At 63.5% G+C, this 24,763-nt stretch carries 25 protein-coding genes; 11 read left to right on the top strand and 14 right to left on the bottom strand.

Annotated elements, in window-relative coordinates; translation table 11 throughout:
- Nucleotides 1–149: 149 nt before the first annotated feature.
- Genes LN996_RS19390 through LN996_RS19375 form a run of 4 tightly spaced genes read right to left on the bottom strand, consistent with a single transcriptional unit; the run spans nucleotide 150 to nucleotide 4,161 of the window.
- Nucleotides 150–920, bottom strand: coding sequence for an ABC transporter ATP-binding protein (locus LN996_RS19390; RefSeq protein ID WP_231342104.1), 771 nt, complete (start codon nucleotides 918–920; stop codon nucleotides 150–152).
- A complete protein-coding gene (locus tag LN996_RS19385; RefSeq protein WP_231342103.1) occupies nucleotides 917–1,909 on the bottom strand; it encodes an ABC transporter ATP-binding protein in 993 nt (330 codons plus the stop codon). The genes LN996_RS19390 and LN996_RS19385 overlap by 4 nt, the downstream gene beginning before the upstream one ends.
- The gene (locus LN996_RS19380; RefSeq protein WP_159698011.1) at nucleotides 1,906–2,874 is read right to left on the bottom strand and encodes a branched-chain amino acid ABC transporter permease; all 969 of its coding nucleotides are present in this window, start codon (nucleotides 2,872–2,874) and stop codon (nucleotides 1,906–1,908) included. Before LN996_RS19380 ends, LN996_RS19385 begins: the two co-directional genes overlap by 4 nt.
- A 9-nt stretch (nucleotides 2,875–2,883) precedes the next feature.
- Nucleotides 2,884–4,161: a branched-chain amino acid ABC transporter permease gene (locus tag LN996_RS19375; protein ID WP_231342102.1), complete on the bottom strand. Its 1,278-nt coding sequence runs from the start codon at nucleotides 4,159–4,161 to the stop codon at nucleotides 2,884–2,886.
- Nucleotides 4,162–4,636: 475 nt separating this feature from the next.
- On the opposite strand from LN996_RS19375, the gene LN996_RS19370 reads away from it, so the two are divergent.
- Complete coding sequence (locus LN996_RS19370) at nucleotides 4,637–5,548, top strand: Bax inhibitor-1/YccA family protein (RefSeq protein WP_231342101.1); 912 nt, start codon at nucleotides 4,637–4,639, stop codon at nucleotides 5,546–5,548.
- A gap of 78 nt (nucleotides 5,549–5,626) precedes the next feature.
- Here the strand turns inward: LN996_RS19370 and LN996_RS19365 are convergent, their stop codons facing one another.
- The 3 genes from LN996_RS19365 to galT form a co-directional block, all read right to left on the bottom strand.
- Entirely contained in the window at nucleotides 5,627–6,865 is a 1,239-nt protein-coding gene (locus LN996_RS19365; protein WP_231342099.1) for an acetyl-CoA C-acetyltransferase, read from the bottom strand.
- A gap of 66 nt (nucleotides 6,866–6,931) precedes the next feature.
- Nucleotides 6,932–8,092, bottom strand: coding sequence for a galactokinase (gene galK, locus LN996_RS19360; protein WP_231342096.1), 1,161 nt, complete (start codon nucleotides 8,090–8,092; stop codon nucleotides 6,932–6,934).
- A complete protein-coding gene (gene galT, locus LN996_RS19355; protein WP_231342094.1) occupies nucleotides 8,089–9,240 on the bottom strand; it encodes a galactose-1-phosphate uridylyltransferase in 1,152 nt (383 codons plus the stop codon). The genes galK and galT overlap by 4 nt, the downstream gene beginning before the upstream one ends.
- 98 nt (nucleotides 9,241–9,338) lie before the next feature.
- Here galT and LN996_RS19350 point away from each other — a divergent pair, with 98 nt between their 5' ends.
- The 4 genes from LN996_RS19350 (at nucleotide 9,339) to LN996_RS19335 (ending at nucleotide 13,505) form a co-directional block, all read left to right on the top strand.
- On the top strand, nucleotides 9,339–10,289 hold the full coding sequence (locus LN996_RS19350) for an aldose 1-epimerase family protein (protein ID WP_231342091.1): 951 nt from the start codon (nucleotides 9,339–9,341) through the stop codon (nucleotides 10,287–10,289).
- Nucleotides 10,290–10,353: 64 nt separating this feature from the next.
- Nucleotides 10,354–11,634 (top strand): AI-2E family transporter, encoded by a 1,281-nt coding sequence (locus LN996_RS19345; RefSeq protein ID WP_231342090.1) that lies wholly within the window; start codon nucleotides 10,354–10,356, stop codon nucleotides 11,632–11,634.
- 3 nt (nucleotides 11,635–11,637) lie between these two features.
- Entirely contained in the window at nucleotides 11,638–12,876 is a 1,239-nt protein-coding gene (gene ilvA / locus LN996_RS19340) for a threonine ammonia-lyase (RefSeq protein WP_089594164.1), read from the top strand.
- Between the two features lie 14 nt (nucleotides 12,877–12,890).
- Nucleotides 12,891–13,505 carry a rhomboid family intramembrane serine protease gene (locus LN996_RS19335; protein WP_231342089.1) on the top strand — a complete coding sequence of 205 codons (615 nt, stop codon included), beginning with the start codon at nucleotides 12,891–12,893 and terminating at the stop codon, nucleotides 13,503–13,505.
- A 147-nt stretch (nucleotides 13,506–13,652) separates the two neighbouring features.
- Here LN996_RS19335 and greA read toward each other — a convergent pair whose 3' ends face one another.
- Both greA and LN996_RS19325 read right to left on the bottom strand, forming a co-directional pair.
- Complete coding sequence (gene greA / locus LN996_RS19330) at nucleotides 13,653–14,147, bottom strand: transcription elongation factor GreA (RefSeq protein ID WP_026542824.1); 495 nt, start codon at nucleotides 14,145–14,147, stop codon at nucleotides 13,653–13,655.
- A gap of 152 nt (nucleotides 14,148–14,299) precedes the next feature.
- Nucleotides 14,300–14,758: a DUF4307 domain-containing protein gene (locus LN996_RS19325; protein WP_231342087.1), complete on the bottom strand. Its 459-nt coding sequence runs from the start codon at nucleotides 14,756–14,758 to the stop codon at nucleotides 14,300–14,302.
- Nucleotides 14,759–14,832: 74 nt separating this feature from the next.
- Between LN996_RS19325 and mca the strand changes: the two genes are divergently transcribed.
- The gene (gene mca, locus LN996_RS19320) at nucleotides 14,833–15,738 is read left to right on the top strand and encodes a mycothiol conjugate amidase Mca (protein WP_231342084.1); all 906 of its coding nucleotides are present in this window, start codon (nucleotides 14,833–14,835) and stop codon (nucleotides 15,736–15,738) included.
- Between the two features lie 106 nt (nucleotides 15,739–15,844).
- Nucleotides 15,845–16,117 (top strand): hypothetical protein, encoded by a 273-nt coding sequence (locus tag LN996_RS19315; protein WP_231342082.1) that lies wholly within the window; start codon nucleotides 15,845–15,847, stop codon nucleotides 16,115–16,117.
- 72 nt (nucleotides 16,118–16,189) lie between these two features.
- On the opposite strand, the gene LN996_RS19310 is transcribed toward LN996_RS19315, so the two are convergent.
- Nucleotides 16,190–16,831 carry a hemolysin III family protein gene (locus tag LN996_RS19310; protein ID WP_231342081.1) on the bottom strand — a complete coding sequence of 214 codons (642 nt, stop codon included), beginning with the start codon at nucleotides 16,829–16,831 and terminating at the stop codon, nucleotides 16,190–16,192.
- 107 nt (nucleotides 16,832–16,938) lie between these two features.
- On the opposite strand from LN996_RS19310, the gene LN996_RS19305 reads away from it, so the two are divergent.
- Both LN996_RS19305 and LN996_RS19300 read left to right on the top strand, forming a co-directional pair.
- A complete protein-coding gene (locus LN996_RS19305; RefSeq protein ID WP_231342073.1) occupies nucleotides 16,939–17,745 on the top strand; it encodes an isoprenyl transferase in 807 nt (268 codons plus the stop codon).
- A 239-nt stretch (nucleotides 17,746–17,984) separates the two neighbouring features.
- The gene (locus tag LN996_RS19300; RefSeq protein ID WP_374202237.1) at nucleotides 17,985–19,379 is read left to right on the top strand and encodes a PhoH family protein; all 1,395 of its coding nucleotides are present in this window, start codon (nucleotides 17,985–17,987) and stop codon (nucleotides 19,377–19,379) included.
- Nucleotides 19,380–19,552: 173 nt separating this feature from the next.
- On the opposite strand, the gene LN996_RS19295 is transcribed toward LN996_RS19300, so the two are convergent.
- Nucleotides 19,553–20,197 (bottom strand): GNAT family N-acetyltransferase, encoded by a 645-nt coding sequence (locus LN996_RS19295; protein WP_231342069.1) that lies wholly within the window; start codon nucleotides 20,195–20,197, stop codon nucleotides 19,553–19,555.
- 32 nt (nucleotides 20,198–20,229) lie between these two features.
- Complete coding sequence (locus LN996_RS19290) at nucleotides 20,230–20,991, bottom strand: hypothetical protein (protein ID WP_231342067.1); 762 nt, start codon at nucleotides 20,989–20,991, stop codon at nucleotides 20,230–20,232.
- Nucleotides 20,992–21,050: 59 nt separating this feature from the next.
- On the opposite strand from LN996_RS19290, the gene LN996_RS19285 reads away from it, so the two are divergent.
- Nucleotides 21,051–21,596, top strand: coding sequence for an A24 family peptidase (locus tag LN996_RS19285; RefSeq protein ID WP_231342065.1), 546 nt, complete (start codon nucleotides 21,051–21,053; stop codon nucleotides 21,594–21,596).
- Between the two features lie 203 nt (nucleotides 21,597–21,799).
- A complete protein-coding gene (locus LN996_RS19280; protein WP_231342063.1) occupies nucleotides 21,800–22,276 on the top strand; it encodes an NUDIX domain-containing protein in 477 nt (158 codons plus the stop codon).
- A gap of 2 nt (nucleotides 22,277–22,278) precedes the next feature.
- Here the strand turns inward: LN996_RS19280 and LN996_RS19275 are convergent, their stop codons facing one another.
- Together LN996_RS19275 and LN996_RS19270 are read right to left on the bottom strand one after the other, a co-directional pair.
- On the bottom strand, nucleotides 22,279–23,949 hold the full coding sequence (locus LN996_RS19275) for an MDR family MFS transporter (RefSeq protein WP_231342060.1): 1,671 nt from the start codon (nucleotides 23,947–23,949) through the stop codon (nucleotides 22,279–22,281).
- Nucleotides 23,946–24,632: a TetR/AcrR family transcriptional regulator gene (locus tag LN996_RS19270; protein WP_231342058.1), complete on the bottom strand. Its 687-nt coding sequence runs from the start codon at nucleotides 24,630–24,632 to the stop codon at nucleotides 23,946–23,948. The genes LN996_RS19275 and LN996_RS19270 overlap by 4 nt, the downstream gene beginning before the upstream one ends.
- Between the last annotated feature and the right edge of the window lie 131 nt (nucleotides 24,633–24,763).

Raw genomic sequence — 24,763 nt, 5'->3', positions numbered from 1 at the left:
CCCCCCCCCCACCCCTCGTCCCCCCGCCCGGGGCTCTGGGGGGGCCCCCCCCCCCCCCCCCCCCCCCCGCGTTGGGCGCCCCGCGCAAAAACCCCCCCCCGCGGGGGCCGGGCCCCCCCCCCCACCCCCCCCCTTCGGGACTGACGCAGTTAGACCTCGTCGGCCAGGGTGCCCAGGTAGAGCTGAATGACCTTGGGGTCCTTCATGAGCTCACGACCGGTACCCGTGTACGCATCCTTGCCCTGGTCCAGCACATAGCCGCGGTCGCAGATCTGCAGGCAGCGGCGGGCGTTCTGTTCCACCATGATGACCGAGACGCCGGCACGGTTGATCTCGTGGACCCTGAGGAAGGTCTCGTCCTGTTTGACGGGGGAGAGGCCTGCCGACGGCTCGTCGAGGAGGAGCACGGCCGGATCCATCATGAGCGCCCGGCCCATGGCCACCATCTGGCGTTCACCTCCGGAGAGTGACCCTGCCCGCTGGGCACGCCGTTTTCCCAGCTCCGGGAAAAGGCTGGTGACAAAGTCGAACCGCTCAGAGAAGTCCTTCGGCCGTTGGAACATGCCCATCTGGAGGTTCTCTTCGATGGTCAGCGCAGCGAACACGTTGTTGGTCTGCGGAACGAAGCCGACCCCTTGGGTGACCAGTTTGTTGGCCTTCAAACCCGTGAGGTCCTGCCCTCGGACCACGACGGTGCCGGAGTGGACCTTTACGAGGCCGAACATGGCCTTCAGGAGGGTGGACTTGCCGGCGCCGTTCGGGCCGATGATGCCGATCAACTCACCCTTGCGGGCCTCGATGCTGCATCCATTGAGGATGTTGACGCCGGGAATGTACCCGGCCACGAGGTTGGTGACTTTGACGACCGAATCGCCAGCGGGGGCATCTGCCGAGGCGGGCATTGCGGCGGGGCTGCTCATTTCCCATCCTCCTTCTTGGTTTCGACAATGTCGGAGAGGATTCCGGCGTCTTCAGTACCAACCACCGACTCTTCGTCGGCCTCAAGTTCTGCCTCGAGCACCTTAATGCCCTCTGCGTCGCCGAGGTCCACGTCGTGGTGGGCGCCAAGATAGGCGTCGATGACGGCAGGATTCTTCATCACTTCGCCCGGAGGCCCTTCCGCGACTACCTTGCCTTCCGCCATGACCACAACCCAGTCGGCAATATGCCGGACCATGTTCATGTCATGCTCCACGAAGAGCACGGTCATGCCCTCGGCCTTGAGGTTCTTGATGTGGTCCAGCAGCGACTGTGTCAGCGCAGGGTTTACGCCGGCCATGGGCTCATCGAGCATCACCAGCTTGGGCCGGACCATCAGGGACCGCGCCATTTCCAGGAGCTTTCGCTGGCCACCCGACAGGGAGGCAGCGTAGTCGTCCTTCTTGGCGTCCAGTTTGAACTTCTCCAACAGGATGTTGGCCTGGGCGGTGATCTCCTTTTCACGGCCTCCCCACATGCCCTTGAACAGGGCCTTGGAGAGCCGTTCACCTGGCTGGTCGGCTGCGCCGAGGCGCATGTTCTCCATGACGGTCAGCTTGCCCATCACTTTGGTCAACTGGAACGTGCGCACCATGCCCATACGGGCCACTTTGTAGGAGGAAACACCGGCGAGGCTGTTGCCTTCGAACTGCCACTTGCCCGTGTTGGGCGTGTCAAAGCCCGTGAGCAGGTTGAACAGGGTGGTCTTGCCTGCACCGTTGGGGCCGATCAAAGCGGTGATCTTGTGGCGCGGGATCTCGAGGTACTCGACGTCCACTGCGTTGATGCCGCCAAAGGACCGGGTGACGTCCTCCGCTACCACAATGGGATCGCGCTTCTTGCAACCGGGAGTGTTTTCCCCGACCGCGATGGGCCGCGAATCGGTCATGTAGTCGATATTTTCGGTATTGCGTTCGTTGGTCTCACTCATGCGAAAGCAAGCTCCTTCTTATTGCCGAAGACGCCTTGCGGGCGGAAGATCATCAGGAGCATCAGCGCAACGCCCACCAGGATGTAGCGCAACTGGCCGGCCTGGACGGTGGTCAGCCAGGTGACTGCCCCTGATTCGATAAGGCCGTAGAGCAGGCTCTGGGTCAGCGACAGGACAACCCAGAAGATCATGGCTCCGATGACCGGCCCCAGGACAGTGGCCATGCCACCGAGGAGGAGGCAGGTCCACAGGAAGAACGTCAGTTCCGTGCCGTAGTTGGACGGCTGGACAGCGCCGCGGGGGAGCGTGAAGATCATGCCCGCCAAAGCGCCCAGCACACCACCGATGATCAGTGCCTGCATCTTGTAGGCGTAGACGTTCTTGCCGAGCGAGCGCACGGCGTTCTCGTCTTCGCGGATGCCCTTCAGGACGCGGCCCCAGGGGCTGCGCATCAGAAGCCATACCAGCACACAGCACACGATCACGAGTCCCCAGCCGACCACGCGGATGAAGAAATCGCGGTTGTTCATGCCCATGTAGGACCCTTCGGGGAAGGGGTTCATGGCATAGAACGTGTTCTCAAACGCTGCCAAACCGTTGGCCGAGCCTGTCACACTGGTGAGCTGGTTGGTGGTGACCACGTAACGGACAATTTCCGCCGCCGCGATGGTGACGATGGCCAGATAGTCGGCACGAAGCCGGAGGGTGGGAATACCGAGGATGAAGGCGAAAATCACCGAGCACAGAACCGAGATGATCAATGCGAGGAAGAACGGGGCATCGAAGCTCAGGGTGGAGATGGCGAAACCGTAGGCACCAACGGCCATGAAGCCGGCCTGGCCGAAGTTCAGCAGGCCTGAGTAGCCGAAGTGAACCGCGAGGCCCAAAGCGGCAAGTGCGTACGCCGCCGTCGTCGGGCTGAACAATTCGCCAAGGGCGCTGGAGAAAATGAATCCGAAGTCCATGGCCCGCTCCTAACCCACACGCTCACGCCGGCCGAGGATACCCTGCGGTCGGAACAAAAGAACAACAATCATGATGAACAGTGCACCGACGTACTTGAGGTCGGCAGGAAGGCCGAACACGGTAGTCAGTTCCACGAAGATGCCGACGACGATCGAGCCGATCAGGGCACCGAAGACGGTTCCCAAACCACCCAGCGTCACGCCGGCGAAGATGAGAAGCAGGATCTGCGAGCCCATGTCGAAGGTGACACCTGGGCGGTAGTACGCCCACAGGATGCCACCGAGGGAGGCAAGGACACCGCCGACGATCCAGACAATGCGGATCACGGAGTCGACGTCGATGCCCGACGCGGCTGCCAGTGCGGGGTTGTCCGCTACAGCGCGGGTTGCCTTGCCAAGGCGGGTCTTCAGCAGGACGATGCCGATCAAGGCGATGACCACAGCACTGATGATCAGCGACCAGAGGTTGTTCGGCGAGATGGACACAGGCCCGATCTGGATCTCTGCGCTTTGCGCGCCGGGCAGCTGCTGTGTCGCGCCGCCGAAGAAGAACTGGATGACGTAGCGGATGGCCAATGCGAGGCCGATGCTGACGATCATCATCGGGACGAGGCCGGAGCCGCGCTTCCTGAGTGGACGCCAGAGTCCGGCGTCCTGGACGTAGCCGAAGAGCCCCCCGCCTACCAGTGCCAGCAGGATCGCCAGCCAGAAGGGGAGTCCGAAGCCGTTGAACATGAAGACGAGGACGGCGCCCAGTGTCACCATCTCGCCATGGGCGAAGTTGGTCAGGCCCGTGGTTCCGAAGATCAAGGAGAGGCCAACGGAGGCGAGGGCAAGGAGGAGGCCGAAGCTCAGGCCCGCAACAAGCCGGTTCAGCAGGTTTTGGCCAAAGTCTTGCTGTTGGACCACGATGCCCTCGCCAAAGGCGAAGATCACCGACAGGTTGGAGGTCTGGCTGAACGTGACATCGCGGGGATTGTCCTGGCCCTCGGCCAGTGCGATGCCCTCCGGCAAGGTGGAGGTATCCAGCTCGATGGTGTAAGTGCCCTGGACAGGAACACCGATGGTCCACGCTCCATTGGCTCCGGAGGTTGCTTCACCTTCGAACCCGTTGCCTGAGGCCTTGACCTTGACACCCGGTATGGGGGCCCGGGCGTCGTCGCGGAGGAAACCGCTGATGTTGTTCTGGAATGTCGTCGGTGACGGCGAAGGCGAAGGGGTGGTTGCCTGTGCCGAAGGGGCGGCGATCAGCAGGACGGCGATGAGGGCTGCGAAAAACGCCCCCACGACTCTCTGCAGTCCCTTGGACCGTCTGATGGACGGGTCGCGCAGTGTGCTTCTCAAAATGGAAACCTCCACAGTGGGGGTGGTCCCGGCTGCGCCTTTGCAGCCGGTGCGAACGGTAAATGGGGCTTGTGAACAGTTCTTGCCTAGCTGCCTCGATTGTGATCTAAGTCACCCATGTGTGGCCTATGTTACCGCTCGGTGGGCTGAATAAACGCCCAGTTCGGGGGTGCAAACATCGCGATCGGATAACAACTGTGAAGCTATAGGCAACTTGTGATGTAGCTGGGCTTAAGTAAACCTTTGTTGTTTGAGGGTGTTTCTAAACGGTCAGGCTGATACCCGTCCCTGCCACTCTGGCGTTTTCGTGTCACGGTTGCGTTTCGTCTGGGTGAACAAGGGAACTTTCCCTCCCGCGCGCGCGTGGTAATTGGTACCGTGAATTATCACTTAGCCCTTTTTCAGGAGGACACCCGCAATGGCACTTGGCGGAAACCCAGTCTTCAACGGAAAGAATTTCCGTGGAGCAAAGCAGGCCCCGCCTGTACCGCAGAACCCGTACGGCCAGCAGTTTAACCAGGCACCCGGCCGGGCGCCTGGCCAGGTGATGGACGGCCAGGCCGCTTGGTCTGCCCAGCAGCAGAACATGACCAACGAGCAACTGCAGCAGATGTACAACCAGCCCTCGGCTGGTCCCGCCGACACCGGGCGCATGACCTACGACGACGTCATCATGAAGACCGTCGCCTGCCTCGTGGTCCTGGTTCTTGGCGCCGGCGTCACGCTGTTCGTCGCTCCCGCCCTCTCCACCATGCTCATGATCGTTGGTGCGCTGGGCGGATTCGTTCTCGCCCTGGTCAACACCTTCAAGAAGCAGCCGTCACCGGCACTGATTCTCGCCTATGCCGGTCTTGAGGGCCTGTTCCTCGGCGGCCTCACCCGCATCCTGGATGGCATGTACCCCGGCGTCGGCCTCCAGGCCGTCATCGGCACGCTGGCCGTCTTCGGCGTCACCCTGGTGCTGTTCAAGAGCGGCAAGGTCCGCGCCACCCCCAAGATGGTGCGCTTCTTCATGATCGCCACCATCGGTTACGCAGTCTTCGCCCTGATCAACATGGTGATGATGTGGACCGGCGCCGTGCAGGAGCCTTTCGGCCTGCGCACCAGCATGACGATTGCCGGCATTCCGCTGGGTGTCTTCATCGGCATCCTGGCCATTGGCCTTGCAGCCTTCTCGCTGATCATGGACTTCACCAGCATCGAAGAAGGCGTCCGCGCCGGCGCCCCGGAGCGTTACTCCTGGGTTGCGGCCTTCGGCCTGACGGTTACCCTGGTTTGGCTCTACGTTGAAATCATCCGCCTGCTGGCAATTCTGCGAGGCGACGACTAACTCCACCGGAGTTCGTCACACCTGAAATGCCCCCGAAGAGTCTTCGGGGGCATTTTTGTGTCCGGGCCAGCCATCGGCCTAGCTCAGGCGCTCGAAAACCACGGCCATTCCCTGCCCGCCGCCAACACAGAGCGTGGCAAGCCCCAACGTTCCGTCCCGCTCCTTCAGTCCGTTGAGCAACGTGCTGGTCATCCGCGCACCGGTCATGCCAAAGGGGTGTCCCAGGGCGATGGCGCCACCATGGACGTTGAGCTTGGTGGGGTCGATGCCCAGCTCACGCGCACTTGCCACCACCTGCACGGCGAAGGCTTCGTTGAGCTCCACGAGGTCGATGTCGTTCATGGTCATCCCAGCCAACGCCAATGCACGCCGGGAGGACTCCACGGGCCCCATGCCCATCAGTTCGGGGGAGAGGGCGCTCACGCCGGTAGACACCACGCGGGCCAGGGGCTCCAGGCCCAGTTCGCGTGCCCGGGTATCGCTCATGACAACCACCGCCGCGGCGCCGTCGTTGAGGGGGCACGCATTGCCGGCGGTGACCGTCCCCTCGGGGCGGAAGACGGGCTGCAGCGCTGATACGGCGTCGAGGGTTACGCCCGCACGGGGAGAGTCGTCCCGCTCCACCACTATGCCGTCTTTGCGGGTGTACGGCGTGATGTCCCGGGCGTAGAAGCCTGAAGCGATGGCAGCCTCGGCGCGGTTTTGGCTCAGTACGCCCCACTCGTCCTGCTCGGTCCGGCTAATGCCGTAGCTGGTGGCGACGTTCTCGGCGGTCTGTCCCATGGAAAGGTAAATGTCCGGCAAGCGGCCGCCCAGTCGGGGATCGGTCCACGGAATGTTGGACGCTGCACGGGACGCCGTGCGTTGGGCCGCCGATTCGAAGAGTGGGTTGTGGTTGGCGGTATCCGTTTCGCCGGCGCCCGCCCAATTCTGGTATCGGGAGACACTCTCCACTCCGGCGGAGACGATCGCGTTGGCCTCACCGGATTTGATGGCGTGGAAGGCCATTCGCAGGGTTTGCAGGCTCGATGCACAGAAACGGTTGATGGTGGCCGCCGGAACTCGGTCGAGCCCCGCGAGGACGGCAACCACGCGGGCCATGTTGGACCCGGCTTCTCCGCTGGGTTCTGCACAGCCCAGGAGGAGGTCGTCCAGGCCTCGTCCGTCGTCCAAGGCGGGGTCAAAACCGGGGATCTTGGCGAGGGCGGCCTGCACCATGGCGGTTGCGAGGTCGTCGGGGCGTTCGTCCTTGAGCGAGCCTTTGAAAGCCCGGCCAATAGGGCTTCGGGCAGTGGAAACAATCACAGCCTCAGTCATGGCCACAGCTTACGCCCCCCCGCCGGGGGGGGGCGCGGGGGGGGGTGGCTGGAATGGGGGTTGACGTCAGGCCAAACGACGGGCGCCCGCCGCCGGAGTCACGGTGAAGATGTCCGGTGCGGTGTAGCCCGCCTCCGAGAAGGAACGCACGACGGCGTCCCGCACCTGCTGCTCCTGGCCCACTGGAGTAAGTGCGATGGCTGAGCCACCGAAACCGCCGCCGGTCATGCGGGCGCCGATGGCGCCGTTGGCTCGCGCGGTGTCCACGGCGAGGTCCAGCTCAGGGCAGGAGATCTCAAAGTCGTCGCGCATCGAAACGTGGCTGGCATCCAAAAGGCCACCGATGCTGGCGGGACCCTGGCTGCCCAGGACTTCCACGGTCTGCAGCACGCGGTCGTTTTCGGTGACGACATGGCGGACGCGTTTCAGCGTGGTCTCATCCAGCAACCCGGAGGCCTCCTCCAAACGTTCAACGCCGACGTCGCGCAGTGCTTTGACCCCGAGGATTTCGGCGCCCAACTCGCAGGAAGCGCGACGGGAGGCATAACCGCCGTCGGCGTGCGAGTGCGACACCTTGGTGTCGATGACCAGCAGCACGAGCCCTGAGGCCTCTGCGTCGAACGGGACCAGGTCCACGTGCTGGTCGCGGCAGTCCAGGAAGACGGCCTGTCCCTTGGCGCCGCGCAGGGAGGCTGACTGGTCCATGATTCCAGTGGGTGCGCCAACGTACACGTTTTCGGCACGCTGGGTAGCCAGCACCAGTTCCTCGGCCGGAAGGCCGGCTCCGGTCACATCATTCAGGGCGCTGATGACGGCGCACTCAATGGCGTGGGAGGAAGAGAGGCCAGCGCCCAAGGGCACATCGGAGTCGAGCAGGAGGTCGAAGCCGGGCACGTCGATGCCGCGCTCCTTCAATGCCCAGGCAACACCGAGCGGGTAGCGGGACCAGCCTTCTCCCGTGCCCGGCTCCAGCTCGGAGAGGTCAGCTTCCACCAAACCATGGCCACCGAACATGGACAGCAAGCGCACCGTGGAGTCGTCGCGTACCCGCAACGCCACTTTGGCGGTCTTGTCGATGGCGAAGGGCAACACAAAGCCTTCGTTGTAGTCCGTATGCTCGCCGATGAGGTTGACGCGGCCCGGTGCCTGCCACACGCCGTCGGGAGCTGCGCCAAATGTTTCCTGGAAGCGGGCGGCGAGGACGCCGGTATCTGTCGTGGTGGTCATGCTCGGGTGCCTTCCAGGGTCTTGGGCGATGCCGGTGCTGCGGCGACGCTGCGGAGGCGCTCCGCAACGGCTTCCGGGGTGGTGTCGTTGATGAACGCTCCCATGGCGGCCTCTGAGCCGGCCAGGTACTTGAGCTTATCGGCAGCGCGGCGGGGCGAGGTCAGCTGCAGGTGAAGCTGGCCCGCAGGACGAAGTGCCGGATCCAGCGGTGCTTGGTGCCATGCCGAGATGTACGGCATGGGCGTGGGGTAGAGGGAGTCGAGGCGCTTGAGCAGGTCAAGGTAGACGTGCGAGAGCTCATCGCGTTCTTCGCCCGTAAGGGCCGCAAGGTCAGGGACGCTGCGGTGGGGGACCAAATGGATTTCCAGGGGCCAACGCGCTGCAAAGGGGACGTAGGCACTGAAGTGTTCGGCCTCCAGCACCATGCGGCTGCCGTCTTCACGTTCGGCCCTGAGGAGCGAGGCCGCCAGCGTTTCCTTAGCGTCGACGCCGTCGTAATACTTCCGGGCCACGGCGCCAAGCTGGGCGGCGCGCGGCGTGACGTACGGGTAGGCGTAGATCTGGCCGTGCGGGTGGTGGAGGGTGACGCCGATGTCCGCGCCGCGGTTCTCGAAGGGGAATACCTGCTTGATGCCCGGCAGTGCGCTGAGCGCCTCCGTCCGCTGCGCCCAGGCCTCAATGACCGTGCGGGCGCGCGTCTCGCCAAGCTCAGCGAAGGAGCCCGTGTGCTCCGGGGTGAAGGCAACTACTTCGCAGCGGCCGTAGGCGGGGCCGGTAGTGCCATGGCCGCTGGTGCCCGGTACCGGGAGCGGGGGAATGTCGCCAAGGGCCGGCCCCAGTGACGGGAAGCGGTTCTCGAACACCACGACGTCATAGTCCGAGGCCGGAATTTCCGAAGGATTCGCTGCGGTCGTGGGGCAAATGGGGCACTGGTCGGCAGGGGGAAGGTGCGTGCGGGCCTGGCGGTGGGCCGCTACGGCCACCCAGTCACCTGACAGGGCGTCATACCTGACTTCGCCGGGCTCTCCGCGCGCCGGAAGCTCGCGGTGGTCCACCAGTGATTCCGGTGTTCGCTCCGGGGTTCGGGGGTCGTCGAAGTAGATCAGCTCGCGGCTGTCCGCGAGGCGGGTGCTGGTGATGCGACTCATGGATCCATCATTCCACAAGTGACCAAAAACGCATAGTTTCTAACAAAAGTTAACATTCGGGAATCGGGGCGATTTCCGTCATGCAGTACGGTATTGCCATGCCTGCCTCGCCATCGCCTGCTGAAAACGCACTCCAGTCCGAACCCCGCCGTTTCGCCACCGGCCGTCAATTCGAAATCCGTCGCGGCGATGCGCTCGCCGTCATTACCGAGCTCGCGGCAGGCCTGCGCCTCTACTCCAAGGGCGGCGTGCAGCTGACGGAAAGCTACGGCGACGAAGAGATTCCTCCCGGCGCCACGGGCATCACCCTGGCGCCCTGGGCAAACAGGGTGGAAGACGGCGTCTGGCACCTCGATGGCCGGAAGCAGCAGCTCGACATCACCGAGGTCCCACGCAACAACGCCAGCCACGGCCTGCTGCGCAACACTGCGTATTCCCTGGTGGACGAGTCCGAGTTCTCCGTGACGCTGGAGGCCACCGTTTTTCCGCAGCACGGCTACCCCTTCCTGGTAAGGCACCAGGTTCGCTACGAGCTGGATGAAGCTTTGGACCTCCGCGTCTGGCAGTCCTTGGTCAATGATTCCCAGGAGAGTGCGCCCTTTGTCCTCGGAGCGCATCCATACCTTCGCCTCGGGGACGTCGCCCCCGAGGACCTGGTCCTGACGGTGCAGGCAAAGACCCGGCTGGTGGCCGACGAGCGACTGATTCCCCGCAGCACCGCTGCGGTGGAGGGCGAGTACGACCTCTCAGCCGGTACCGCCGTCGGGAATCTGTTGATTGATGTCGCCTTGACGGACCTGACGTACGACGGCGGCGTGGCCCGCCACACGCTGACCGCGCCGGATGGGCGCAGCGTGAGCCTCGAGCAGGACGAGAACTGCCGATACGTCCACGTTTTCGTCACCGACACCTTCCCCGGCCGCTCCAAAGCAGTTGCCATTGAACCTATGACCGGCCCGGCGAACGCCTTCAACAGCGGCGACGGGCTGCGGTGGCTGGCCCCTGCTGAGACGTTCACGATGACGTGGGGGATCACCGCATCCCTCTAGGCGTTTTTATGCCTGCCGCGCGGGCCGGTTTCCCATACGGCGTGGCCTACGGAATTATGGGTTCATGACGCCAACACCGGACGCCAAATCCCGCTCTGACCGCCAAATTGCCGAAGACATCCCCTACGGGGTGCGCATTGCTGCTGCCTGGTCGTGGCGGGCAGGACTGATCTTGCTCATGATCGGCGCCTTGGTCTGGCTGCTGGGCAAGGTCAGCTTCCTCATCATCCCGGTCATGGTGGCTGCCCTTCTGGCCGGCCTGCTGTATCCGGTGGTGGCCTGGCTCCGCGGCCGCAAGGTGCCTAACGGGGCTGCCGTCGCCATCACCGTAGTGGCCTTCATCGGCGTCATCGCCGGCGCGCTCGCCCTGGTGGGAAGGCAGCTTGCCTCCGGCTTCGGCGAGCTCTGGCAGGAGGCCTTGGCCGGAATCCAACAGATCCAGACGTGGTTGGCAGATGGTCCCCTCCACCTGACGGCAGACCAAATCGACCAGTACATTGCCGATGGCGCCAACGCGCTGCAAAACAACAGCAGCAGCATCCTCAGTGGCGCCCTGTCCTTTGGCAGCACCGCCGGACACTTTGCCGCGGGACTCGTCCTGGCACTCTTCATCCTCATCTTCTTCCTGCTCGAGGGCAGCCGCATTTGGGCCTTCCTGGTCCGTCTCCTGCCCAGGACCGCGCGAAAGGCCACTGACGGCGCCGGGCGTCGTGGGTGGACGTCCATGGTCAGCTACGTGCGTATCCAAATGTTCGTGGCGTTCGTGGATGCTGTGGGCATTGGTGTGGGTGCGGCCATCATCCAGGTTCCCCTGGCACTTCCCTTGGCAGTCCTGGTGTTCATCGGCTCCTTCATCCCGGTAGTGGGTGCCCTTGTTACGGGAGCCATTGCGGTGCTTCTTGCGCTGGTAGCCAACGGGCCCATCAACGCGCTCATCATGCTGGCAATCGTCCTGCTGGTCCAGCAGCTCGAAAGCCACATCCTGCAGCCGCTGGTGATGGGCAAGGCCGTGTCGCTGCACCCCGTAGCCGTGATCCTCTCGGTGGCCGCGGGCTCCTACCTCGCAGGCATCCCGGGAGCACTGTTCGCGGTCCCGTTGCTCGCCGTAGTAAATACGGCGGTTCGGTACATTGCCGGGCGGACGTGGGAACATGATGAAGGATTGGGCGGTTTGGAGCTTCAACCGGCTACCGCTTCTGCGGGGCCGGCCGAAGACGCCAACTTCAAGGAGGTTCACCTCCCCAAGCCCGAATCCCGCCTCGGAAGAGGCATCGCAGGCAAGAACAAGGCCGCAGGACGCCCCTCTGCTGAGGACCCTGCCGCCGACACCACCAAAGGAGAATAGTCAGTGAATACCCTCGAAACCCTGCCCGTCACGCTGGACGATGTCCTCAAGGCGCAGGAGCTGCTCGAGGGCATTATTACCAAGACTCCGGTGGAGTCGTCCCGTGCCCTGGGCAGCCTCGTGGGCGGCAACGTCTTCTTCAAATGTGAGAACCTGCAGCGCGCAGGCTCCTTCAAGGTTCGCGGCGCCTACGTGCGCATGGCCCGGCTGACGGAAGACGAAAAGAAGCGTGGCGTGGTGGCGGCCTCCGCCGGTAACCACGCCCAAGGCGTCGCGGTAGCTGCGAAGAGCCTGGGCATCAATGCCCGCATCTACATGCCCCTCGGTGTTGCGCTTCCCAAGCTGGCCGCCACGCGCAGCCACGGCGCTGAAGTCATCCTGCACGGCCACAACGTGGACGAGGCACTGGCCGAAGCACAACGGTACGCCAACGAAACAGGCGCCGTCTTTGTGCACCCCTTTGACAACGTGGACGTTGTTGCCGGCCAAGGCACCATCGGACTGGAGATCCTGGACCAGATTCCCAACGTGGACACCATCCTCATGGGCGTTGGGGGCGGTGGACTGCTGGCCGGCGTGGCCGTGGCCATCAAAGCCAGGGCCAAGGAACTTGGCCGGGAAATCCGCGTCATCGGTGTCCAGGCCGAAAACGCGGCGGCCTACCCGCCGTCGCTGGCCGCTGACGCCCTGGTGCCGCTCAAGAAGGTCACCACCATGGCGGACGGCATCGCAGTCGGCCGGCCCGGACAGCTGCCCTTCAGCATCATCCGCGAGCTCGTGGACGATGTTGTCACTGTCAGCGAAGACTCCCTTGCCCGGGCGCTGATCTTCCTTCTCGAGCGGGCCAAAATGGTGGTTGAGCCCGCCGGTGCCGTCGGAGTAGCCGCGCTGATGGATGGCAAGATCGAGAACCCGGGGAACACCGCCGTCGTGCTGTCCGGCGGCAACATCGATCCCATGCTCATGCTCAAAGTCATCCAGCGCGGTTTGTCGGCCGCAGGCCGTTTCATGACCGTCCGCATGATGCTGGATGACCGTCCCGGTTCGCTGGCCACGATCGCGCGCATCATTGCCGAAAACGATGCCAACGTCACTGGACTGGACCACACCCGTTTGGGCGGTTCCATCAGCATGGGGGACGTCTCCATCACCATCAACCTGGAAACCAAAGGCCACGAACACGGGGAGCAGGTTCTCGGCGCACTGCGGGCCGAGGGCTTCCAGCCCATCGTGGTGCACTGACCGGAGGAGCGCACATGGTGCTTGGAACGCCTGAAGGTTCAAAGGAAGAGGCCCAGGAGTCCCTCGCCGGGCGGGCCAAGGGCGGACTGCTGTTCATGGGCGGCTTCGTGATCCTGCTCTACGTCATCGAGATCCTCAACACGTTGATGCGGCATGGCCTGAACTCCACCTTTGGCCTGCGCTCCCGCTCCATGGATGGCGTGCTGGACATCCTGACGTTCCCATTGCTGCACGCGAACTTCAACCACTTGCTCTCCAACACCCTGCCGCTGATCATTTTCGGCTTCCTGGTGTTTATGTCCGGCATCCGTGTGTTCATCACGGCACTGGCGTTCAGCTGGCTCGGATCTGGACTGGCGGTGTGGCTGATTGGCGGGGGAGGGGTGACCGTCGGCGCATCGGGCTTGGTGTTCGGATTCTTTGCGTTCCTGCTGGTTCGGGGCTTCTTCAACCGGAACTGGTGGCAGATCCTGCTCTCCGTGGTGCTTTTCATGGCCTACGGCAGCATCCTCTTCGGGGTCCTGCCCACTGTCATGGGCTACGTGTCCTGGCAGGCGCACCTCGGAGGTGCCGTCGGTGGCATCATCGCTGCCATCCTGCTCCGCCCCAAACCCAAGCTCACCCCCTAACCCAAGTAGGTGGGCCGTGAGGGGGGGGGTGGGGGGGGGGGCCGCCCGGGAGGCGGCCCCCCGGGGGGGGCCCCCCCCAAACCCCCCCCCCCCCCCCCCGGGGGGGGGGGGGGCGGCGTCGTGTATTTCAGGCCGGTGAGCCGCTGCTTAGGCGACGTAAGGCTTGGCGGAAACGATCTCCACCGGGATTTCCTTGCCGTTGGGAGCGACGTAGCTCAGGCTGTCGCCTTCCTTGTGGCCGATGATGGCGGCACCCAGGGGGGACTTCTCGCTGAAGACATCCAGATCCGAGTCCCCGGCGATTTCGCGGGAGCCGAGGAGGAACGTCTCTTCGTCGCCGGCGATGCGGGCAACAACCAGCATGCCCGGCTCAACGATTCCGTCATCAGCCGGGGCTTCGCCAACCTGGGCATCGCGCAGGAGTGCGGTGAGCTGGCGGATGCGGGCCTCGATCTTGCCCTGCTCTTCCTTGGCTGCGTGGTAGCCGCCGTTTTCCTTGAGGTCGCCTTCCTGGCGGGCAGCTTCGATCTTCTGGACGATTTCCGCCCGGCCAGCGCCGGAAAGGTGGTCCAGCTCAGCCTGCAAGCGATCGAAAGCTTCCTGGGTAAGCCAAGCCGCAGTGGCGCTATTGGTGGTAGACACGGATTTCTCCTCTAGATCTGACAATGCAAAAGACCCCGCCGAGATGGCCACTAGTGGAACTCAGTAACCAACTTAACGGGGTGAAGGTTTCATCCATTGTAGTAAATCCTTTGGACGAACCCAAACCGGTTGAGTCGTGGGTCACATGATTGTTATTTACCGCTGTCTACGATCCAGCAGCTGTCCACGACGCCGGAGACGGCCGGGGACTCGGTACGCAGGACAGTGCGTTGGACGGTGGTGCTGCCGCCGTCGGCACTCTCTTCGGGCTGGTTGGGCCCGATTTCCACAACCTTCCAGCCGACCACCGCGAACTTGGAGTCCATGGCCTTGATGGCGCATTTCGCGGTGGCTCCGGGGTACTTGGTGACTTGGTAATCCACTTCGGCCTGGGTGCCATCCACCGTGCTGTAGCCAATGTCCTTGAACGTAACTGGCGCCTGAGCCGACGACGTTGCGACCCATGCCGCGAACACAATCCCTATGACCAGTGCGACGATGACGATGTTCCGCTTGGTTTTGCGGGCCATGGCGCGCTTTTGACCGCCGTAGCGATTGGCTAGGCTGGTGCTTGCCGGTACTTGGGTGGCCGATAGGTCCTCTGAAGTCACCCGTCCAGTTTAGTGCCGATCCCGGCGCCCCATCACCGCCCCACCAGCTTGATACATGAAAGAGGAGCCGTCACGTGACAGCGTCCAGCAGTTCCGACCAGCAGCTGCGGCTGCTCGCCGTCCACGCCCATCCGGATGATGAGTCCAGCAAGGGCGCGGCAACCATGGCGATGTACGCCGCCGCGGGCGTGGACGTCATGGTCGCTACGTGCACGGATGGCTCACGCGGTGACATCCAGAACCCGGCCATGGAAACCGATCCGCATCCCAAGCGGGATATGGCCGGGGCCCGGCGCCTTGAAATGGCGAACGCGGCGTCGGTACTGGGAATCCAGCAGCGTTGGCTCGGATTTGTGGACTCGGGCCTGCCGGAGGGGGACCCCCTTCCGCCGTTGCCGCCGGGTTGCTTCGCACTCCAGCCGCTGGAGCGTGCCTCGGCGCCCTTGGTCAGGCTTGTCCGAAGCTTCAAACCGCACGTGATCGTGAGCTACGACGAAAACGGCGGTTACCCGCACCCGGACCACATCATGGCCCACAAAGTGGCTGTGGAAGCCTTCGATGCCGCCGGTGACCCTGAACGTTACCCCGGCATGGGGGAGCCGTGGGCACCGAGCAAGCTCTACTACGATCGCGCCTTCAGCCCGGAGCGGTTCCGGGCCCTGCACTTTGCGTTGGAAGAAGCAGGGTTGCAGTCTCCCTACGCCGAACGGCTTGCCGCATGGTTGGAAGCCGACGCCGAGGGCCACACTCCGCCGGTCCCCGGACACCAGACCACCACCCAGGTGGACTGCGGCGACTTCTTCGAAGCGAGGGATGACGCACTTCGGGCCCACCGGACGCAGATCGATCCGCTCGGTTTCTTCTTCGCAGTTTCACCGGATCTGCAGCGGACGGCATGGCCGTGGGAGGACTACACCCTCATCAAGTCCGCTGTCCCGTCCGAGCTGCCGGAGAAGGACCTGTTCGCAGGGATAAGATAGGACCGCCGGTAGTTTCTATCGCTCGTAGAAATTGCCGTATGGCCAACCAGCTTCCGGCTACGCGCTGCCTGTCGGCATGCATCAGCCCCCATAGAAGGTTTTGAACGTGCACCACTTGATTCTCGCCCTGACCGTCACTCCGTCGCCCAACCCCTCGGGCACGCTGCGTCCCGGCCTGTCCGAGGACCAGGTGACGCCGGGAACGTGGGGCTTCGTCCTCACGGCCTTCATCGTCATTCTCACCACGTTCCTGATTGTGGACATGGTGCGGCGGATCCGTCGTGTCCGGTACCGGGCGCAGGTAGAGGAAGCGCGCGTGGCTGCTGAGGCCGGCGACGCGGCAGATGAGAACGGCGACGCCGCTCCCGGAGCACGCTGACACCACCGGTAGAGGTTTGCCCTGGGCAAGCAATGCCCAGGGCTCGGAACCTTCGGCCCCTATCCTCGGAACCTAGCTCAGTACTGCCATCATGATCGCGATGAAGTGGGCTGCAAAAGCCAGCACCGTGAAGGCGTGGAAGAGCTCGTGGAAGCCGAAATGCTGCACGCTGAAGTTCGGTTTCTTGATCGCATAAAACACCGCACCTGCAATGTAGAGGGCTCCTCCGACGCAGATAAGGACCGCGGCAGCGGCGTTGGCGGCAAAGAACTGCGGCAAGTAGAACAACGCTCCGCAGCCCAAGGCGATGTAGACGGGAACGTACAGCCAGCGCGGAGCATGCGTCCACAGGATCCGGAAGAGCACGCCAATGATTGCCCCGGACCACACGAGCCACAACAAGGTGACAGCCTCGGAGCGCTCCAGCAAGGACCAGGCCAGCGGGGTGTAGCTGCCGGCAATGACCAGCATGATGTTCGTGTGGTCCAGCCGCTTGAGGATCATGCGGACTTTGGGGGACCAGTTCCCGCGGTGGTAAACGGCGCTGACGCCGAACAGCAGAAAGCCCGTCAAAGCATAGATGGAGGAGGTGATCTTGCGGTCAGTGGTAGGGGCAACCGTCACCAGCACAATTCCCGCTGCGAGTGCGAAAGGAGCGGCAACCGCGTGGATCCATCCCCGCCAGAGGGGCTTGGTTTCAAGGAGCTCAGCCATGATTAAACAATAACTTACGTTCCGGTAAGTTACTTCAGGGTAACAAGCGGCGAAAGGATTTTGACCGGCTTCTGCACCGGCCTGGCAGCTGGGGAAGGTAGCCTTGGATGTGCGCCGTCGTCGTACAAGCAAGGAAGTCAGGTGAGAGTCCGGTGGAGCTGCCCGGTTTCCTCTATGGCTTCTACGAGCGCAAACTCCAGCGAACACTCAAACAGGACCAGATCCCAAGGCACATCGGTGTCATGGTGGACGGCAACCGTCGGTGGGCCCGCCAGTTCAACGCACCCACGAGCCAGGGACACCAGGCCGGCGCAGACAAAATCCACGAATTCCTCGGCTGGTGCCAGGAGCTCGGCGTCAAGGTAGTCACGCTGTACATGCTCTCCACGGACAACATGAACCGCTCCGGTGAAGAGCTGGACCTGCTCATGGGCATCATCGCCAACACCATGGACCGCCTCGACGAAGACGAAGACGTCTCCGTCCACGCCATGGGCGCCCCCGAACTCCTCCCTGACTACTTGGCCGAGCGGCTCAACAAACTGACTGCCCGGACGCCTATCCAGGAAAAGATCCACGTGAATGTCGCGGTGGGCTATGGCGGCCGCCGCGAAATCGTCGACGCCGTGAGGGAACTCCTGCACGACGCCGTCGCCAAGGGACGCACCATGTCCGACGTCGCAGATGAACTTTCGGTGGACGACATCTCCCGCTTCCTCTACACCCGCGGCCAGCCGGATCCGGACCTGGTGATCCGCACCTCAGGCGAGCAGCGGCTCTCAGGATTCCTTATGTGGCAAAGCGCCTACAGCGAGTTCTACTTCTGCGAGGCCCTGTGGCCCGCCTTCCGCAAAGTCGACTTCCTGCGGGCGCTCAGGGACTATGCCGGACGCCAACGCCGCTACGGAACCTAGGGTGCGCTCCGGTTCACCAAAATTTAACGATCCGGACATGCGACTTGCCGACCGCGGATTGCGGAAATGAATGTGGCGGGGATTACGTTAATCACATCAGCAGGCAAAACCGCCCGCTGATCGGGGAGGCCAGTATATGGAGCGGACTATCGCACCAGTTACAGGGGAGGCCACGCCCGGCCTTCCGGCCGAGCCGCTTCACCATTAGGCCGGGCGAACTGCCCGGGGCTGGAGTCGATGTGGCTATTTCTGAGCAACTGCCCGCAATGGTTTCCGACGGGGAAAGTGCAGCTACCTCTCGCACCAAGCGGGTCTCACAAAAAGGGCGGACCGCAACACCCGCCACAGGCCGCAGCTACGTGATTGATACGTCCGTCCTGCTCTCCGATCCACACGCGCTGTTGCGCTTCGCCGAACACGAGGTCATCGTTCCCATCGTGGTCATCAGTGAACTGGAAGGAAAACGCCACGATCCCGAACTGGGCTACTTCGCCCGCAAAGCACTAAGGCTCCTTGACGACCTCAGGATCGAACATGGCGGCCTGGACCACTCCATTCCCCTCGGAAAAGATGGCGGCATGCTCCGGGTGGAAATGAACCACATCTCCCCGGACGTGCTGCCGGCAGGATTCCGTGGAGGCGACAACGACAGCCGCATCCTGGCAGTGGCCAAGAACCTGGCCAACGAAGGCCACAACGTCACCGTGGTTTCCAAGGACCTCCCCATGCGCGTCAAGGCGTCCGCCATGGGACTGCAAGCTGACGAGTACCGCAACGAACTCGTCAAGGATTCCGGCTGGACCGGTATGGCCGAGGTGGAAGCCAACGACGACGAAATCACCACCCTTTACGGGCACGAACCAGTCTTCATCCCCGCAGCCGCCGAACTACCCGTCAACACCGGGCTGGTCCTCCTCTCCAACCGGGGCTCCGCCTTGGGCCGGGTGGGCGCGGACAAGCAGGTCCGGCTCGTGAAAGGTGACCGGGATGTCTTCGGACTCCACGGACGCTCAGCCGAGCAGCGGCTGGCGATCGACATGCTCATGGACCCCGCCGTCGGCATCGTCTCCATCGGCGGACGGGCAGGCACAGGCAAGTCCGCGCTGGCCCTCTGCGCGGGCCTTGAAGCCGTACTGGAACGCCGGGAACACCGCAAGGTAGTGGTATTCCGCCCGCTGTACGCCGTGGGCGGCCAGGAACTCGGCTACCTCCCAGGATCCGAATCCGAAAAAATGAACCCCTGGGCCCAAGCGGTGTTCGACACGCTGGGTGCGCTGGTCAGCCAGGAAGTCGTGGAAGAAGTCATGGATCGGGGGATGCTTGAAGTCCTGCCACTGACCCACATCCGGGGGCGGTCGCTGCACGACGCCTTCGTGATCGTCGATGAAGCCCAGTCGCTTGAGAAGAACGTGCTCCTCACCGTCATGAGCCGCATCGGCCAGAACTCCAAGATCGTCCTCACCCACGACGTCGCCCAGCGCGACAACCTACGGGTCGGGAGGCACGACGGTGTTGCTGCGGTGGTAGAGACGCTCAAGGGACACCCCTTGTTCGGGCACATCACGCTGACCCGGTCAGAGCGCTCGCCGATTGCTGCCCTGGTCACGGAACTGCTCGAAGGGGCTGAAATCTAGTCTCTACAAGTGATCCCACGGGCGGGGGCGGGGTGCGCGGGGCGGCGCCCCTCCGCCGTCGCTTAGACACGGGCCATAGGGACGGTCTGCGGTCGCTGGGCGACCTCCGACGTCCGATGGCCCGCGATGCGCTCCTCTCCGACGGACCGCAGCACGGCTGGTTCGTCCTGCGACTAAAGCTTGAGGTACGTTTTCAGCTCTTCGTGGCCTTGGACTTTCAAGGTCCAGTTGGGGCGTTTGAAGGTGGTGGGGGTGAGGCGGACTCTTTGGACGTCCTGGACGGTGTCGCCCCAGCCGTCGCGGAAGATGCCGTTGGGTTCGTAGCCGAGGCTGGTGGAGACGCCCAGGGATTGCTGATTCCAGATGGCCGCTTCGGATTCGGCCACTTCCGCGTTCAGGTAATCGAAGGCGTAGCCGACGACGGCGGCGCGCATCTCCTTGCCGAAGCCCTGGCCTTGCGCGGACTGCTTGAGCCAGGAACCTGTGCTGGCTGTCTTGAGGGTTTTGAAGTTCTTGGCCCCGATGTCCTGGACTCCCAAGAATTCGTCCCCGTGCCAGACAGCAAGGAGCAGCGTCCAGGATTCGGGCGTGAAGTTGGCCCTGCAGCGCCAGTACCACTGGGCCATGTTGGGGGCCAGCTCGTCCTCCGGCAGTTCCGTCCATGGAGTGCTGAACGGGCTCTTGCCCGGCTGGTGGACGCCGGATCGGGCTGCGGCCACGGCGGAGGGGATGTCTTCGTCGAAAACGGGACGGATGGTCAACCTCGGGGTGGTGAGGGTGAGTCCGAACGGGGGCCAGAGTTCTGCCAGCGATGTCATCGCCGTAGCTTAGCCCGGAATCCGTCTGAACCTCAGGCCGCGGGGCCGATGTCCCATGAGATGTGGCGCCGGACGTCGGTGAGGTTCATGGACTCAGCCAGGAAAAGGTCGTCCAGCATGTACTCATCGACCGCGAGGATCTTCAGCCAGTGGCCTTTGCCGGAGGAGTCCCCGTCGAGGCTCTGGCTCGCAACGCAAACTCCCGTGCCGGCGTCGATCCTTATCAATGTCCGGCCAGGGTGGGCGAGGGGCTCGGCCGGATCAGAGGGCACATAGGTCCTGCTGCGGGTCACGACGGTTTCCAAGGCAGGGCGGCCCTCGTGGTCCACCTGCCGTGGTTCCTCCAGGAAGACCCGGTTGGTGTCCGGGAATTCCAGCGGCACAGGTGCATTGCCTGCCAGTTCCACCGGGTCCAATGCGGCGGCAAGGCGGCCGTTACCGAAGGAGGGCTCGCCGTAGGCGGCCTCCGGGCGCCGGCGGACCAAGCCGGCGTCGTCATAAACGGGGGTCACCAGGTGGGCTGGAAGCAACCACGAACGGCGTGTGGCGGACACGTACAGACCATCCCGGGAATCGTTGATGCCGGTGGTGCTGTGCAGTAGCTGGCCATCCGTTGTCTCCAGGCGAAGGGCGCCCGGGCGCCGCAGCCAGGCGCGGACCATGCCGGCCCCCGTCCCGGGCCGCTCCAAGTATTCGAAGCGGAGGCTCGTCCACTTCCACGGCGAAGAACGGCAGAGATTCCGGAATGTGGAGGACATGTCGAAACCCGGTCCAGCTGTACTGTAGTGCCCCATATCCACAGTTTACCTAGGGGTTCACGCGGCCCCGGGGCGAAACCGGATAGCATCCGAGGGTGATCCGACGACTCTCCGAACTCTGGGATGCCACACCACTGGGCTTCTGGCTCGTGATGGTCGCTGCCCTCTACTTTGTGGTGATGGCTGTCCGTCTCACGGTGATTGACGTGCGGAGCCACCTATTGCCCAACCGCATCGTGTTTCCGTCGTACGCAGTGGCCGGGGTGCTCCTGCTGGCCGCGGCGCTGGTGGCGTTCTTCTCTGACGCTGGCCCGGCTGTTGGCGCTGTGTTGTTCGGCGTGCCGGGCCTTGGAGTAATCGCCGGCGGCGCTGTCCTTTGGCTTTTCTACTTCGTGCTGCGCCTCATTCACCCGCCGGGAATGGGCTTCGGCGACGTCAAACTCGCTGGAGTGCTGGGCCTCTACCTGGGCTACTTGGGGTGGACCCATGTGTTCGCGGGGACCTTCGCCGCTTTCATCCTGGGCGGGCTGTGGAGCCTGGTCATCCTGCTGTCACGGCGCGGCACACTGCGCTCGGCCATTCCGTTTGGCCCGTTCATGCTGGCCGGCGCAGCGGCTGCCATGGTGGTCCTGCCGGCGTGAGGCTCCGAGCCGATGCCAACTGCGGCCAAACTGCAACGCTCCCCGTCTTCTCCACGTTCACCGGGCCGCGGCATGCTTAGCCCAGCGAATGTTATGACGCGCCAGGAGAGGTCGCGATGCAGCGGATCAGGGTGAGGGTACGTTCCCTGCCTTGCGTGCCATGGATTCACACGCCACCATCGAATTGAAGGAAAGCTGAGACCATGGGTGCACCGGAATTCGTGCTCAAACTGAGGGAAAAGATCGGCAACGACCCCCTATGGCTGCCCGCCGTGCGGGGAGTGGTCTTCGATGACGAAGGCAGGGTTTTGTTGGGCCAGCGTGCCGACAACGGCCACTGGGCCCTCATCACCGGAATGCTGGAGCCCGGGGAACATCCTGCGCCCGGGCTCGTGCGGGAAATTTTCGAGGAAACCGCGGTGGTGGCCGAGACCGAGCGCATCATCGGCGTCGGGGTTGTGGGGCCGGTGACGTTCCCCAATGGCGACGTGTGCGACTTCCTGGACATCACGTTCCGGTGCCGGTATGTGTCCGGGGAAGCACGGGTCAACGACGACGAATCACTGGCCGTCGGGTGGTTCACGTTGGACGACCTTCCGGACATGAGCGCCGGGAACCTGGAAGCGATCAGGCTTGCCACGGAGCCCGAAGGCCCCGTGGCATACCAGCTGGAGGACTGAACCTACTGGCGCCCAGCGTCGGCATGGTCCTTGTCGAGGCTGTCCGACGCCGCCAGATCAGCTTCCAGCTTGGCGGTCTCCAAGCGTTGTGCTTCAAGGCGGTCAGCCTCGGCGCCTCCCACAGCCTCACCGCGTGCCACCATGCCGGCGGTGTCGGAGAGGGGGATCTGCTTCAGCGTGATCGCCAGGATCAACGCGATGGCGATAAAGGGCACCAAGTACCAGAAGACGGGCGCCAGGGAGTTGGCGTAAGCGTTGACGATGGCGTCGCGCAACTGTTCGGGCAACTGTGCAAGCGCCTGGGGATCCAGCGTGCTGGTGGACTGCGAGGCCTGCTCCGCCGAAGCACCGGCGCCGGTGAAGGCTTCGGTCAGCGACTCGGCAAGGCGGTTGGTGAAGATAGCGCCGAAGACGGCGACACCCAGCGATGCACCCACCTCACGGAAGTAGTTGTTGGTGCTGGTAGCCGTGCCGATCTGGTCAGCGGGAACGGAGTTCTGCACCACCAGGACGATGACCTGCATGATCAGGCCCAGGCCCGCGCCGAAAATGAACAGTTGCACGCAGATGACCCAAAGGGGGGTGGACGCCGCCAGCGTGGTCAGCCACAGCATCGCAGCGATGGTGAGCGCTGCCCCGAGGATGGGGAACATCTTGTACTTGCCGGTCTTGGAAATGCGGATACCGGAGTAGATGGACGTGCCCATCAGGCCAACCATCATGGGCAGCATCAGCAGGCCGGACTCAGCCGCGGACGTTCCCGAGGACATCTGCAAGAACGTGGGAACGAAGGCGATGGCGGCAAACATGCCCAGGCCCAGCGTGAAACCGATGGCCGTTGCATTGATGAAGATGGGGTTCTTGAACAGGCTCAGCGGAATGATGGGGTCCTCGGCGCGACGTTCAACCATCACGAAGGCAAAGGCCGCCAGGACCATGCCTGCGCCAAAGGCCCAAGTGAGGGGTGAATCCCAGCCTTCGTCTTTCTTGCCACCGAAGTCGGTGAAGAAGATGAGGCAGGTGGTGGCGGCGGAAAGGAAAAGGACACCAAGGATGTCGATCTTCTTTTCGGCCTTCTTGTTCGGCAGCGTGAGGGTGAACCACGCAGTGATGAAAGCCGCGATGCCAATGGGGATGTTGATGTAGAAGGCCCATTCCCAAGTGAGGTGGTCCACGAAGAAGCCACCAAGGAGCGGACCGGCCACAGCGGAGAGGCCGAAGATGGCGCCCAGCGGCCCCATGTACTTGCCGCGTTCCTTGGCGGGAACGATGTCGGCGATGATGGCCTGCGAGAGAATCATGAGGCCGCCGCCACCCAGTCCCTGGATGGCACGGAAGATCACGAAACCCCAGAAATCGGTGGCAAACGCACAGCCCACGGAGGCGAGGGTGAACAGGGCGATGGCAACAAGGAACAGATTGCGTCGCCCGAGGATGTCACCGAACTTGCCGTAGATGGGCATCACGATGGTGGTGGCCAGGAGGTAGGCCGTGGTGATCCACGCTTGGTGCTCCACTCCGCCCAGCTTGCCCACGATGGTGGGCATGGCGGTGGAGACGATGGTTTGGTCGAGGCTGGACAGGAGCATGCCTGCGATCAGCGCCGAGAAGATGATCCAGATACGTTTCTGGGTCAGCAGCAATGGTTCGGCTGCCTTCGAGAGAGTACTCATGCGGGGTCCTTCGAGGTTTCAAGGGTGTTGGGGCCCAGTTGGTGGTTCGTGGCCAGCGGCTGGGCAAAGAGTTTGCGCGCGGCGTTGAGGTTCTGCTCCAGAATCCCGCGGTAAGGGCGCGTGTTGTCCTCCGAGAAGAACTGCTGTGCCGTCTTCTTGGAGACAGCACCGAACAACACAGTGGCCGTCATGACTTCAGGGTGTTCGGGATCCAGGCCCTCGCGGGCGGCAACGAGCCCTGCGAATTGGCGTTCGCGGGCCTCCCCTTCAAGGGTGATCCGGGCAAGCAGCTGCGGCTCGGCCGTGATGGCAGCAATGAACTGCTGGACTTCGGTGCGGCTGATGGATGAACGCTCCATCAGGGTCACCGTGAGCACGTGCAGCGCTGCCAGGAGCGTGTGAGAGATGCTGTCAGGCGTGCGGGAGGGATTGCGGTTGAAGGCCTCCAGTGCCTCTTCAGGCAGTTCGTCGGAAAACGAGCCGATGACGGCGTCTTCCTTGGAATGGAAATAGTTGAAGAAGGTCCGGCGTGAAATCCCCGCCGCTTCGCAGACTTCTTCAACAGTGAAACCGTTGAGGCCGTGCTCCGCGGTCAGGGAACGCGCGACGGCGGTAATCGCCGTCCGCGTGGCGGCCCGCTTGCGCTCGCGGAGACCACCGTCGATATTTGCACTATTGCTCACAAAGTAAAGTTTTGCACTCCTGATGTAAAAGTGCAAAAAGATCGCGGTGTGCTGTTGCTCATAGTTCCGGTGCGAACATCGCCGGGTACGCCGCCCCGGGGCCGGGGTGGAGGGGTGGAGGGGGAGGCGGG

Origin of the sequence: Arthrobacter sp. AK01, assembly GCF_021109375.1 — a bacterium.
Lineage (GTDB): Bacteria > Actinomycetota > Actinomycetes > Actinomycetales > Micrococcaceae > Arthrobacter.
Note: the sequence above shows the minus strand (reverse complement) of the source record. Positions and strands in the feature narration are given on the sequence as shown.